Source organism: Ideonella alba, assembly GCF_018069875.1.
Lineage (GTDB): Bacteria > Pseudomonadota > Gammaproteobacteria > Burkholderiales > Burkholderiaceae_C > Ideonella > Ideonella alba.
In genome coordinates this window covers 327,878-339,096 of record NZ_JAGQDF010000002.1, presented here as the reverse complement: position 1 = coordinate 339,096, position 11,219 = coordinate 327,878, and the positions used below count along the sequence as shown (strand labels likewise).

The following is an 11,219-nucleotide window of genomic DNA, read 5'->3' as shown; positions in this document are numbered from 1 at the left end:
TTCAGTGCAGGACGGCGTCCATCAGGCCCATGTCGGCGGAGGTCATCATCTGCTCGATGTCCATCAGGATCAGCATGCGTTCGTCGTCGCCGTGCTTGATCGTGCCCAGGCCGGTGATGTAGCTGGCGTCGATCGCGCCGTTGAATTCGGGGGCCGGCTTGATCTGGCCGGCCGGCAGCTCCAGCACGTCGCTGACCGAGTCCACCACCATGCCCACGGTGCGGTGGGCGATGTTCAGGATGATCACGACGGTGAAGGCATCGTACTTCACGTCGGGCAGGTCGAAGCGCAGCCGCATGTCGACGATCGGCACGATCACGCCGCGCAGGTTGACCACACCCTTGATGAAGTGCGGCGCATTGGCGATGCGCGTGGGTTGTTCGTAGCCGCGGATTTCCTGCACCTTCAGGATGTCGATGCCGTACTCCTCATGGCCCAGCTTGAAGGACAGGTACTCGCGCGGCGCGCCGGTGGCGGCCAGGGTGGGCTGCAGGGTGCTGCGTTGGTCGCTGGTCATCAGGGTGCTCATCGTCAGGGACTCCTCGGGAGGCGGCTCAGGTGGCTGGAAGTGTGCGGCGCAGGCCGCCGTCGCAAGCCCTGAAAAGCAGCCGTCCGGCCGGGCTATTCGCGCCGACTGCGGCCACAATCCGCGCATGGACCACTCCCAGGACGGCCTTTTCGAAGACCTGCCGGCCCCCGCTGCCAGCGCCGACGCCGCCGCCAATCCGCCGCTGGCCGAACGCCTGCGTCCGGCCACGGTGGACGAGGTGGTTGGCCAGACGCACCTGCTGGGCCCGGGCCGGCCGCTGCGGCTGGCCTTCCAGTCGGGGCGGCCCCACTCGATGATCTTCTGGGGCCCGCCGGGGGTGGGCAAGACCACGCTGGCCCGCCTGACCGCCCATGCCTTCGAGTGCGAGTTCATCGCGCTGTCGGCGGTGTTCAGCGGCGTCAAGGACATCCGCGCGGCGATGGAGCAGGCGCAGCAGCACCAGCGGCGCGGCCGACGCACCATCCTCTTCGTCGACGAGATCCACCGCTTCAACAAGGCCCAGCAGGACGCGCTGCTGCCCTATGTCGAGAACGGCCTGGTCACCTTCATCGGCGCGACCACCGAGAACCCGTCGTTCGAGGTGAACTCGGCGCTGCTCTCGCGCGCCCAGGTCTATGTGCTCAAGCCGCTCAGCGAGGACGAGCTCAAGCAGCTGCTCGAGCGCGCCCGGCGCCAGGTGATGCCCGAGCTGTCGATCGATGCCGCCGCGTCCGACACGCTGGTGGGCTACGCCGACGGCGATGCACGGCGCTTCCTCAACCTGGTCGAGCAGTGCGCCAGCGCGGCGATGGCGGCTGGCGTGGCGGCCATCGATGCGGCGTTCGTCCAGGCGGCGATGGCGCTCAACAGCCGCCGCTTCGACAAGGGCGGCGACGCCTTCTTCGACCAGATCTCGGCGCTGCACAAGTCGGTGCGCGGCTCCCACCCCGACGCCGCGCTGTACTGGCTGTGCCGCATGCTCGACGGCGGCGCCGATCCGCGCTACCTGGCCCGGCGCATCGTGCGCATGGCCTGGGAGGACATCGGCCTGGCCGATCCGCGCGCGATGCAGATCGCCAACGATGCCGCCGCCACCTATGAGCGCCTGGGCAGCCCCGAGGGCGAGCTGGCGCTGGCCCAGGCCGTGATCTACCTGGCCGTGGCCGCCAAGAGCAATGCCGGCTACAACGCCTACAACGAGGCGCGTGCCTTCGTGAAGCAGGACCGCAGCCGCGAGGTGCCACCGCACCTGCGCAACGCGCCCACGAAGCTGATGAAGGAACTGGGCCACGGCCATGCCTATCGCTATGCGCACGACGAGCCCGACGCCTACGCGGCCGGCGAAACCTACCTGCCCGACGGGCTGACCGAGCCCGGCTGGTACCGGCCGGTGCCGCGTGGGCTGGAGCAGCGCATCGCCGACAAGCTGGCGCAACTGCGCCGCTGGGACGACGAGGCGCGCCAGACACCGCCAGCGGCGCCCTGAACCGCCGCATGGCTTGTCCACGGCGGGCGTGAGCAAGCCTGTGGGCAAGTCGTGGGAGAGGCGCGCAAGTGCTTGTCACTGCTGCGCTTTTTCTGGTCTGCCGGGAAATGTGGCAGTTCGGTGACGGCTTGTCCACGGCGCTGCGGAGCAAGCCTGTGGGTAAGTCGTGGGTGGATGCGGCAAGTGCGTGTCGCGCCGTGGGTTTTCCTGGACTGCCCGAAAAGCGGGCAGGCCGGCGCCGAGCGCCTACACTGGCGGGCTCTTCTCGCTGAGTCCCTGCACCGTGTCGCTGTCCGATCGCCTGGCCGTCCTGCCGCAATACCTGCTGCCCAAGCAGGCCCTGACCCAACTGGCCGGCGCCTTCGCCCAGCACCGCGGCGGCGCGCTCACCACGGCGGTGATCCGGCGCTTCATCGCCCGCTACGGCGTGGACATGGCCGAGGCGGCCAACCCCGACCCGGCGGCCTACGCCAGCTTCAACGACTTCTTCACCCGTGCGCTGCGCGACGGGGCCCGGCCGCTGGCCGCCCAGGGCCTGTTGTGCCCGGTCGATGGCGCGATCAGCCAGTTCGGCCCGGTGCAGGGCGACCAGGTCTTCCAGGCCAAGGGCCATGCCTACAGCACGACGGCGCTGGTCGGTGGTGATGCCGCGCTGGCGGCGCGTTTCCAGGACGGCCATTTCGCCACGCTGTACCTGAGCCCGCGCGACTACCACCGCATCCACATGCCTTGCGCCGGCCGGCTGCGCCGGATGATCCATGTGCCGGGCGATCTGTTCTCGGTCAACCCCACCACCGCGCGCGGTGTGCCGGGGCTGTTCGCGCGCAATGAGCGGGTGGTCTGCGTGTTCGACACCGACGCCGGCCCCTTTGTGCTGGTGCTGGTGGGGGCCACCATCGTTGGCAGCATGGCCACCGTCTGGCATGGCGTGGTCAACCCGCCGCGGCCGGGCGAGGTGCGCGAGTGGGCCTACGACGACCAGGATATCCGGCTGGCGCGCGGCGCCGAGATGGGCCGTTTCCTGCTGGGCTCGACCGTGGTGATGCTGTGGCCCAAGGGGCCGCTGCGCTTCAACCCGGCCTGGGTGCCGGGCCGGCCGATCCGCATGGGCGAGCCGATGGCCGGTTTAGCCTGACATGCGACACTGACCCACCCCACCGCAGGAGAGCACCTTGGCCGCGCCGCGCATGAGCACCGACGACGAGATCGACGCACTGGACCGCGTCTGCCAACGCCTGGCCGGCTTCGAGGACGACCTGTCGCTCGAGTGGCTCGACGGCTACATGACCGCCCTGCTGGCTGGCCCGCGGCGCATTGCCCGCGACGAATGGCTGCCGCGCTTGGGCCAGGGCGTGTTCGGCCGCGCCTATGGCGACCCCGAGGACGCCGCGCCCGCACTGGCCGCGATTGACGCCCGCTACGAGGTGCTGGCGCAGCAGCTCGACCCCGACCAGATCCTCGACGACCCGGACGTGCTGCGCCTGGCGCCACTGATGATCGAGCTGACCGACGAGGACAAGCAGCGCCTGGTCGCCGAAGGCCATGTGCAGCAGGATCAGCTGCACCTGCTGGAGCAGACCGGTGAGGTCTGGGCGATCGGCTTCATCGAGGCCACGCGCGACTACCCCGACGACTGGCCGCCGCAGGACATGGAGACCGAGGACGGCCAGCTGTTTGACGAGTGCCTCACGCGCATCGTTTCGCTGACCATGGAGGCCGAGGAGCTGAAGGAAGTCTTCGAGGACCTCTACGACGGCGAGGAACTGAACCGCGACGAACTGGTCAACGAGGCGCTCTATGCCGCCCAGGACCTGCGCCTGTACTGGCTGGACCATGCGCCCAAGCCGGCGCCGCGCCGCGTCGAGGCCCTGCCGGGTCGCAACGACCTGTGCCCCTGCGGCAGCGGCAAGAAGTTCAAGAAGTGCCACGGCGCGCAGATGCAGTGAGACCATGGCTGATCGACTGGATCTGAGCGGCCGCCACATCGTTCTCGGGCTCTCCGGCGGCATCGCCTGCTACAAGGCGGCCGAGCTGGCGCGCGAGCTGGTCAAGGCCGGCGCCACCGTGCAGGTGGTGATGACCGAGGCGGCGACGCACTTCATCACCCCGGTGACCATGCAGGCCCTGACCAACCGGCCGGTCTACACCCACCAGTGGGACCCGCGCGAGGCCAACCACATGGCCCACATCAACCTCTCGCGCGAGGCCGATGCGGTGCTGGTGGCCCCGGCCAGCGCCGATTTCATGGCCAAGCTGGTGCACGGCCGGGCCGACGAGATCCTGTCGCTGCTGTGCCTGGCGCGGCCGGCCGAGCGCGTGCCACTGCTGGTGGCGCCAGCGATGAACCGCGAGATGTGGGCCCACCCGGCCACCCAGCGCAACGTGGCTGCGCTGCGCGCCGATGGCGTCAGCGTGCTGGGTCCGGCCGCCGGCGACCAGGCCTGCGGCGAGGTGGGCGACGGCCGCATGCTGGAGGCGGCCGAGTTGCGCGACGAGCTGATCGCCTTCTTCCAGCCCAAGCGGCTGGCCGGCCAGCGCGTGCTGATCACCGCCGGACCCACCTTCGAGGCGATCGATCCGGTGCGCGGCATCACCAACCACTCCAGCGGCAAGATGGGCTTCGCGATCGCCCGCGCGGCGCAGGAGGCAGGGGCGCAGGTCACGCTGGTCGCCGGCCCGGTGCACCTGCCCACGCCGGCCCATGTGCGGCGGATCGATGTGCAGAGTGCGCTGCAGATGCACGACGCGGTGATGCCGCTGGCCGCCGCGCATGACGTCTTCATCGCCACCGCCGCGGTGGCCGACTGGCGCCCGGTGGCGGCGGCCGAGCAGAAGCTGAAGAAGGACGGCAGCGGGCGCCCGCCGGCGATCGAGATGGTCGAGAACCCCGACATCCTGGCTGTGGTGGCGCGGCTGCCGCAGCGTCCGTACTGCGTCGGCTTCGCGGCCGAGAGCCACGACCTGCTGCGCCACGCACAGGACAAACGCGCCCGCAAGCAGGTCCCGCTGCTGGTGGGCAACCTGGGCCCGGCCACCTTCGGCCAGGACACCAACGCGCTGCTGCTGGTCGATGAACACGGCCACCGCGAACTGCCGCAGGCCGACAAGCTGACGCTGGCGCGTCAGCTGGTGGCCGAGATCGCCACCCGTTTGACCCCACCTACCCGATGACGACGATCGACGTGAAGCTGCTGGACCCGCGCATGGCGGACCAGCTGCCCGCCTACGCCACGCCCGGCAGCGCCGGCCTGGACCTGCGCGCCTGCCTGGATGCGCCACTGGAGCTGGCCCCGGGCCAGACCGCACTGATTCCCACCGGGCTGGCGGTGCACATCGCCGATCCGGGCCTGGCGGCGATGATCCTGCCGCGCTCGGGCCTGGGCCACAAGCATGGCATCGTGCTGGGCAACCTGGTGGGCCTGATCGACTCCGATTACCAGGGCCCGCTGATGGTCAGCTGCTGGAACCGCGGCCACACCGCGTTCACGGTCCAGCCGCTGGAGCGCATCGCGCAGATGGTGATCGTGCCGGTGGTGCAGGCGGCGTTCCGCGTGGTCGACGATTTCGAAGCCAGCGACCGCGGTGCCGGTGGCTTCGGCTCGACCGGCCAGGCCTGATCAGTGCACTGAGCTGCCGGGCGGCGGGCCGCTGAGCACCGCCAGTGGCGAGTCGCCCACGCTGCCGGCGGCCTGCTCCTCGGCGGTGGCCTCGCGCACGCCGCGCACCTTCAGCGCGATGCGCAGCGCGATGCCGGCCAGCGGATGGTTGGCGTCCAGCACCACGTGCTCGGGGTAGATCTCGGTGACGGTGTAGATCAGGCCCTCGGGCATCTCCGAAGCAGCGCCCTCGGGCAGGCCGTCGAAGCGCATGCCGGGCTCCAGATCGGCCGGGAAGAGGGCGCGGCGCTCGAAGCAGACCAGCTCGGCGTCGTAGTCGCCAAAGGCGTGTTCGGGTTCCAGGTGCAGCTGGGTCTCGAAGCCCTCGGCCTGACCGGCCAGGGCCTCCTCGACCTTGGGCAGCAGGTCCTCGCCGCCATAGAAGAACTCGACCGGCTCGTCGAGCTCGTCGATCAGCTGGCCCTGGGCGTCAGACAACGTCCAGGTGAGCGTCACGACGCAAGGGGAAGTGATGTCCATCAACGGATCATCGCACAGCCCCTGCGGCGGCCGCGCGACAATCCGGGCCCATGGACATCGATCAAGCGCTGCCGCTGCTCGGCGGCCTCTCTCCCGCGGCCTTCATGCGCCGCTACTGGCAGAAGAAGCCCTTCGTCATCCGCCAGGCCGTGCCCGGCGTGGTGCCGCCGCTGCCCCGCGCCGAGCTGTTCGAGCTGGCCGGACGCGAGGACGTGGAGTCGCGCCTGCTGCAGCAGTCACCCACCACCTGGACCCTGCGCAACGGACCGTTCACGCGTCGCCAGATTCCGCCGCTGGGCAAGCCGGGCTGGACGCTGCTGGTGCAGGGGCTGGACCTGCATGTGCCGGCGGCCCATGAGCTGCTGTCGCGTTTTCGCTTCGTGCCCGAGGCGCGCCTGGACGATCTGATGATCAGCTACGCCAGCGATGGCGGCGGGGTCGGGCCGCATCTCGATTCCTACGACGTCTTCCTGCTGCAGGTCAGCGGCCGGCGACGCTGGCGCATCGGCCCGGTGAAGGACGCGCAACTGCTGCCAGACAAGCCGGTGAAGATCCTGGCCAACTTCCAGCCCACCGAGGACCTGGTGCTGGAGCCCGGCGACATGCTGTACCTGCCGCCGCGCTGGGGCCACGACGGCATCGCCGTGGGCGACGATTGCATGACCTGCTCGATCGGCTTTCGCACGCCCACGCCCACCGAGACCGCGCGCGAGGTGCTGCAGCGCATGGTCGACGCGCTGGAGCCCGACACCGACGAGCCGCACTACCGCGATCCGGCCGGCAGCGCCACGGCCACGCCGGGCCTGATCCCGCAGGCGCTGCAGCACTTCGCGCAGAAGGCGGTGATCGAGGCGCTGAACGACGCCCGCAGCCTGGCCTGCGCGCTGGGCGAGACCCTGACCGAGCCCAAGGCCATCGTCTGGTTTGATGGCGGCGAGCCGCTGGCGGCGGGGCAGGGCGCCCGGCTGGATGCGCGCTCGCGCATGATGTACGACGAGCACCATGTGTTCATCAACGGCGAGTCCTTCCGTGCCGGCGGCCGGGACGCGCGGCTGATGCGGCAGCTGGCCGATGCGCGGCGACTCTCCGCGGCGCAGCTGGCGCAGCTCAGCCAGGCCGCACGGGCACTGATCGACGAGTGGGCCTGTGATGGATGGGTCCGAGCCGACTGAGGCCGATGCCTGGCCGCAGGCCCCGGGCCGGCTGAACTGGACGGGCCGTGAGGCCTGGGCCGATGCGGTGGCGCGCCTGGTCGAGGGCCTGGAGGCGGCGCGCGTCACGCGGCTGTGCTGGATCACCCAGGACCCGCTGTCCTGGCCCTGGGAACAGGCCGAGCTGCTGGAACGCCTGGCACGCTGGGCGCGCCCTGCCGGCCGGCAGTGGCTGTGGCTGGGCACGGACTTCGAGCCGGTGCGCCACGGTGCGCCGCGCCTTATGCGCTGGCGCGCCACCTGGGACCATCGGGTACAGTGTCTGGCGGTCGAGGAGGCGCGCCTCCTGGAAGGCCGCGAGTGCCTGCTGGCGCAAGGTCTGGGGTTGATCGAGCGCGTGCCGGGCCCGCAGGTGCAAGGCCGCATCTGCACCGATCCACGTGAACTTGTCCTCAACGCCCGGTGGATTGATGCAGTTTCGCAACGCGCCACCGTGACGTTCCCCGTGACAACCATCGGCATCTAGGGACTCTACCTAGAGTGGGTATAATGTAAGGCTAGGCACAGGATTGATCTGCCGCGCTCGTTGGGCGCCCGGCCGTCCTGGTCTGTGTCGAGGAGGAGGTTCGCCAGAACAGCGGGCCTTCAGAACTACCGGTATTTCTGTTCGTCCCCCACTTTTCTCTTTGAGGAACTTCATGAACAAGTCGCTCCTGCTGGCCTCCCTGATCGCTGTCGCTGCCCTGGCCGCTTGCGGCAAGAAGGCTGAAGAAGCTGCCCCGGCCGCTGCCGCCGCCGTCGCTTCCGCCGCCGCCCCGGTGGCCGACGCCGCCGCTTCGGCTGCCGCTCCGGTGGCTGACGCCGCTGCCTCCGCCGCTTCGGCCGTTGCCGATGCCGCCAAGGACGCCGCTGCTGGCGCCGTGAACGCCGCCGCTTCGGCCGCCATGGACGCCGTCAAGAAGTAATCCTTCTTCCGCGCCAGTGAAAGCCGCCTTCGGGCGGCTTTTCTTTTTGGCCGCATGGCACACGCAAGAAAGCCGCCCGAGGGCGGCTTTGTGCTGTGTGCGGCCGCGCGTGGGGCCATGCCGACCCCACCCCTGGCCTGGGGATCAGCGGCGCAGTTCGGTCAGCAGCAGCGAGGCCACGCGGCGCGCGTTCTCGGACGCGTCGGGGCGGCCCTCGGCGTCCAGCACGTTCACCGCGGTGCTGCCATCGGGTTGCGACTTCAGCGCCAGGCGGAAGCGGGCCAGCTGCACGGCATCCTTGGCGCCGAACAGCTTGGCGAAGAAGCTCGGCTGATCCTCGCTGGCGGTGGACGGATCGGCAAAGCGCACGAAGTAGGTGGCCTGGCCGCGGTCGCGGTCTTCCACCGTGAAGCCGCTGCGGTCCAGGGCCAGGCCGACGCGGCGCCAGGTGCGCTCGAGGTCTTCGGTCACGCGCAGCGCGGCGCCAGGCTGGCCGCTCAGTTCCTCGGCGCGCGACGACACGGCGGCCGGCGCGGCCGCCGCCACCGCCGGCGCCGCCGGGTTGGCCTTGGCATCCTTGGCGGCCTGCTCGGGGGCGCCCAGCGCCAGCATCAGGCGCGAGAGCATCTCGGCCTCGAGCTGCGGGTCGCTGGCGCGGGGCGTCCAGACCAGGTTGTCCTCGCGCGTCTGGCTGCTGAAGACCTCCTGCACGCCCCGGTGGCTGATCAGGATCTCGGTGCCGCGGGCGGTGCGCTCGATGCGGGTGCGGAACTTGTCGCGCTCGCCGGTGGAGTACAGCGAGTCGATGATCTTGCCCAGGGTGTTGCGGATCAGGTCGTCAGGAATCTTGGCGCGGTTCTCGGCCCAGTCGGTCTCGAAGATGCCGGTCTCAGGGCTGTCCTTGACCAGCGTGAAGCCCATGTCCTGCCAGAACTGGCGGATGCGCGGCACCAGCTGCTCGGGGGACTGCGGGGTCACCAGCCAGCGCGTGTTGCCTTCGCGCTCCATGCGGATCGAGCCGACCTGGTTGGGTGCGGCGGTGGGGGCGGTGGCTGCGGCCGTGCGCGAGCCGCCAGCCTGCTGCAGCTGGTTCGCGCTGACGGCGCCCGATTGCGGCAGGAAGCGGCCATCGCGGTTGAGCGGCGTCAGGTCGGGCGGCACTTCGAGCGGGTTGGTCTTGCGCGCAGCCCGGCCATAGTCGATCTTGTCGCCACCCAGCGTGCTCTCCAGGGCGCTGCAACCCGCCAGCCCAACGATCATGAGCAGGACGGCGGCACGCAGGGGCGTCGAGGCGAAGGCTTGTTTCACTGAAGCGGTCTCCAAGAGAGCCGACGGACCGGTGCTCGGTGCGGCGGCTCGGAACAGGTGAGGGGGGATCAGGCCAGCAGCCCGGCGTCGCGCATCGCGCTGCCGACCAGGGCCTGGCCGGCATCGCTCAGCGGGGTGAGCGGCAGCCGCACGGTGGTGCCGCAGCGACCCAGCTGGGACAGGGCCCACTTGGCGGGGGCCGGGCTGTTCTCGCAGAACAGCTGCTTGTGCAGCGACAGCAGCTGGAAGTGGATGCGGCGGGCGGTGGGAATGTCACCGCTGAGCGCCGCGGCGCACATCTCGTGCATCAGGCGCGGCGCCACGTTCGCCGTGACGCTCACGTTGCCCGCGCCGCCCAGCAGCATCAGCGCGATCGCGGTGCCGTCATCGCCGGAGAAGACCTTGAAGCCGGCCGGTGCGTGCTTGATCAGCCAGGCAGCGCGCTCGATGTTGCCGGTGGCTTCCTTGATGCCGAAGACGCCGGGGATGGTGGCCACGCGCAGCGTGGTCTCGGGCAGCATGTCCGCCACCGTGCGACCGGGCACGTTGTAGACCATCACCGGAATGTCCACCGCCTCGGCGATGGCCTTGAAGTGGCGGTACATGCCCTCCTGCGAGGGCTTGTTGTAGTAGGGCACGACCTGCAGCGTGCAGTCGGCACCTACCTGCTTGGCGTAGCGGCTGAGCTCGATGGCCTCGGTGGTGCTGTTGGCGCCGGCGCCGGCCATGATCGGGATGCGGCCCTTGGCGTGCTCGACGGCCACACGGATGATCTCGAAGTGCTCCTCGAAGCTGACCGTGGCGGATTCACCAGTGGTGCCCACCACGCAGATGGCATCAGTGCCTTCGGTGACATGCCAGTCGATCAGCGCGCGCAGGCGGTCGTAGTCGACACTGCCGTCTTCGTGCATCGGCGTCACCAGCGCCGGGATGCTGCCTTGAATGGATCTCATCGTGATTCCTTGCGAATGGTGGATTCTAGCCACCCGGTGCAACGGCCCAGACCGGCAGATGGTGCACCGCGTCATCGCGCTGCGCGGCGATGCGCTGGACCACCCGCTCGGGCGACGGCAGCTGCCCGCACTCATAGCCCAGCACCTGCAGCTCGCGACAGGCCTGCAGCAACTCCGCCGGTTGCAACAGGAAATCCGGGCGTGACGGCCGGCCCAGGCGCTCATGTCCGGCGCCAAAGGTCTCGTAGACCAGCCGACCGCCCGGCGCCACCGTGTCGATGATCGCCGGCAGCAGCGGGCGCCACAGGTAGTTGGTGACGACCACCAGGTCGAAGCGGCGGCCCGCCAGCGGCCAGGGCCCGGACTCGATATCTGCGTGCAGCAGCTCGCCCAGGCCCTGCAGGCCGGCCAGGGCCTGTTCGTCGCGGTCGACGCCGGTGACCTGCCAACCCTGCTGCGCCAGCCAGCGCAGATGCCGCCCGCGGCCACAGGCCAAGTCGAGCGCGCGGCCCGGCGCGAGCCCGGTGCACCAGCGGCGCACCCAGTCCGACGGCGGCGTGGGCGTGTCGTGCATCAGAAGCAGGCCCACAGGCGGTCGGCCAGGTCTCGAACCAGGTGCGGGCTGAGGTAGGCCAGGAAGACCAGCAGCAGCGCGCCCAGCACCAGCGTCCAGGTCAGCAGCCTCACCCAC

General features: G+C 70.1%; 13 protein-coding genes. 8 read left to right on the top strand and 5 right to left on the bottom strand.

Annotated elements, in window-relative coordinates; all coding sequences use genetic code 11:
- Window position 1: 1 nt before the first annotated feature.
- The gene (locus KAK07_RS04525; protein WP_375140987.1) at window positions 2-529 is read right to left on the bottom strand and encodes a chemotaxis protein CheW; all 528 of its coding nucleotides are present in this window, start codon (window positions 527-529) and stop codon (window positions 2-4) included.
- A 124-nt stretch (window positions 530-653) separates the two neighbouring features.
- On the opposite strand from KAK07_RS04525, the gene KAK07_RS04520 reads away from it, so the two are divergent.
- The 5 genes from KAK07_RS04520 (at window position 654) to dut (ending at window position 5,632) form a co-directional block, all read left to right on the top strand.
- Complete coding sequence (locus KAK07_RS04520) at window positions 654-2,015, top strand: replication-associated recombination protein A (protein ID WP_210855013.1); 1,362 nt, start codon at window positions 654-656, stop codon at window positions 2,013-2,015.
- A 289-nt stretch (window positions 2,016-2,304) separates the two neighbouring features.
- Window positions 2,305-3,150 (top strand): archaetidylserine decarboxylase, encoded by an 846-nt coding sequence (gene asd, locus KAK07_RS04515; RefSeq protein WP_210855176.1) that lies wholly within the window; start codon window positions 2,305-2,307, stop codon window positions 3,148-3,150.
- Window positions 3,151-3,187: 37 nt separating this feature from the next.
- Window positions 3,188-3,961, top strand: coding sequence for a UPF0149 family protein (locus KAK07_RS04510; RefSeq protein WP_210855015.1), 774 nt, complete (start codon window positions 3,188-3,190; stop codon window positions 3,959-3,961).
- Between the two features lie 4 nt (window positions 3,962-3,965).
- On the top strand, window positions 3,966-5,186 hold the full coding sequence (gene coaBC, locus KAK07_RS04505) for a bifunctional phosphopantothenoylcysteine decarboxylase/phosphopantothenate--cysteine ligase CoaBC (RefSeq protein WP_210859213.1): 1,221 nt from the start codon (window positions 3,966-3,968) through the stop codon (window positions 5,184-5,186).
- Window positions 5,183-5,632 (top strand): dUTP diphosphatase, encoded by a 450-nt coding sequence (gene dut, locus KAK07_RS04500; RefSeq protein WP_210855020.1) that lies wholly within the window; start codon window positions 5,183-5,185, stop codon window positions 5,630-5,632. Before coaBC ends, dut begins: the two co-directional genes overlap by 4 nt.
- On the opposite strand, the gene KAK07_RS04495 is transcribed toward dut, so the two are convergent.
- Window positions 5,633-6,151 (bottom strand): FKBP-type peptidyl-prolyl cis-trans isomerase, encoded by a 519-nt coding sequence (locus KAK07_RS04495; protein ID WP_210855022.1) that lies wholly within the window; start codon window positions 6,149-6,151, stop codon window positions 5,633-5,635.
- 50 nt (window positions 6,152-6,201) lie between these two features.
- Here KAK07_RS04495 and KAK07_RS04490 point away from each other — a divergent pair, with 50 nt between their 5' ends.
- From KAK07_RS04490 to KAK07_RS04480, 3 genes are all read left to right on the top strand, one after another.
- Window positions 6,202-7,323: a cupin domain-containing protein gene (locus KAK07_RS04490; protein ID WP_210859212.1), complete on the top strand. Its 1,122-nt coding sequence runs from the start codon at window positions 6,202-6,204 to the stop codon at window positions 7,321-7,323.
- Complete coding sequence (locus KAK07_RS04485) at window positions 7,301-7,828, top strand: hypothetical protein (protein WP_210859211.1); 528 nt, start codon at window positions 7,301-7,303, stop codon at window positions 7,826-7,828. Before KAK07_RS04490 ends, KAK07_RS04485 begins: the two co-directional genes overlap by 23 nt.
- 172 nt (window positions 7,829-8,000) lie before the next feature.
- The gene (locus KAK07_RS04480; protein WP_210855028.1) at window positions 8,001-8,267 is read left to right on the top strand and encodes a hypothetical protein; all 267 of its coding nucleotides are present in this window, start codon (window positions 8,001-8,003) and stop codon (window positions 8,265-8,267) included.
- A gap of 144 nt (window positions 8,268-8,411) precedes the next feature.
- Here the strand turns inward: KAK07_RS04480 and bamC are convergent, their stop codons facing one another.
- From bamC to KAK07_RS04465, 3 genes are all read right to left on the bottom strand, one after another.
- Window positions 8,412-9,575, bottom strand: a complete 1,164-nt coding sequence (gene bamC, locus KAK07_RS04475; protein ID WP_310740698.1) for an NlpB/DapX family lipoprotein — start codon at window positions 9,573-9,575, stop codon at window positions 8,412-8,414.
- 68 nt (window positions 9,576-9,643) lie between these two features.
- Window positions 9,644-10,528, bottom strand: a complete 885-nt coding sequence (gene dapA / locus KAK07_RS04470; protein WP_210859210.1) for a 4-hydroxy-tetrahydrodipicolinate synthase — start codon at window positions 10,526-10,528, stop codon at window positions 9,644-9,646.
- Window positions 10,529-10,553: 25 nt separating this feature from the next.
- Window positions 10,554-11,102, bottom strand: a complete 549-nt coding sequence (locus tag KAK07_RS04465) for a class I SAM-dependent methyltransferase (protein WP_210855031.1) — start codon at window positions 11,100-11,102, stop codon at window positions 10,554-10,556.
- Window positions 11,103-11,219: the final 117 nt, after the last annotated feature.

What these genes read in the sequence shown, in the direction of transcription:
- KAK07_RS04525 (WP_375140987.1), bottom strand. Translation starts at nt 529, where the DNA reads ATGAGCACCCTGATGACCAGCGACCAACGCAGCACCCTGCAGCCCACC.
- KAK07_RS04520 (WP_210855013.1), top strand. Translation starts at nt 654, where the DNA reads ATGGACCACTCCCAGGACGGCCTTTTCGAAGACCTGCCGGCCCCCGCT.
- coaBC (WP_210859213.1), top strand. Translation starts at nt 3,966, where the DNA reads ATGGCTGATCGACTGGATCTGAGCGGCCGCCACATCGTTCTCGGGCTC.
- dut (WP_210855020.1), top strand. Translation starts at nt 5,183, where the DNA reads ATGACGACGATCGACGTGAAGCTGCTGGACCCGCGCATGGCGGACCAG.
- KAK07_RS04495 (WP_210855022.1), bottom strand. Translation starts at nt 6,151, where the DNA reads ATGGACATCACTTCCCCTTGCGTCGTGACGCTCACCTGGACGTTGTCT.
- KAK07_RS04490 (WP_210859212.1), top strand. Translation starts at nt 6,202, where the DNA reads ATGGACATCGATCAAGCGCTGCCGCTGCTCGGCGGCCTCTCTCCCGCG.
- KAK07_RS04485 (WP_210859211.1), top strand. Translation starts at nt 7,301, where the DNA reads ATGGATGGGTCCGAGCCGACTGAGGCCGATGCCTGGCCGCAGGCCCCG.
- KAK07_RS04480 (WP_210855028.1), top strand. Translation starts at nt 8,001, where the DNA reads ATGAACAAGTCGCTCCTGCTGGCCTCCCTGATCGCTGTCGCTGCCCTG.
- dapA (WP_210859210.1), bottom strand. Translation starts at nt 10,528, where the DNA reads ATGAGATCCATTCAAGGCAGCATCCCGGCGCTGGTGACGCCGATGCAC.
- KAK07_RS04465 (WP_210855031.1), bottom strand. Translation starts at nt 11,102, where the DNA reads ATGCACGACACGCCCACGCCGCCGTCGGACTGGGTGCGCCGCTGGTGC.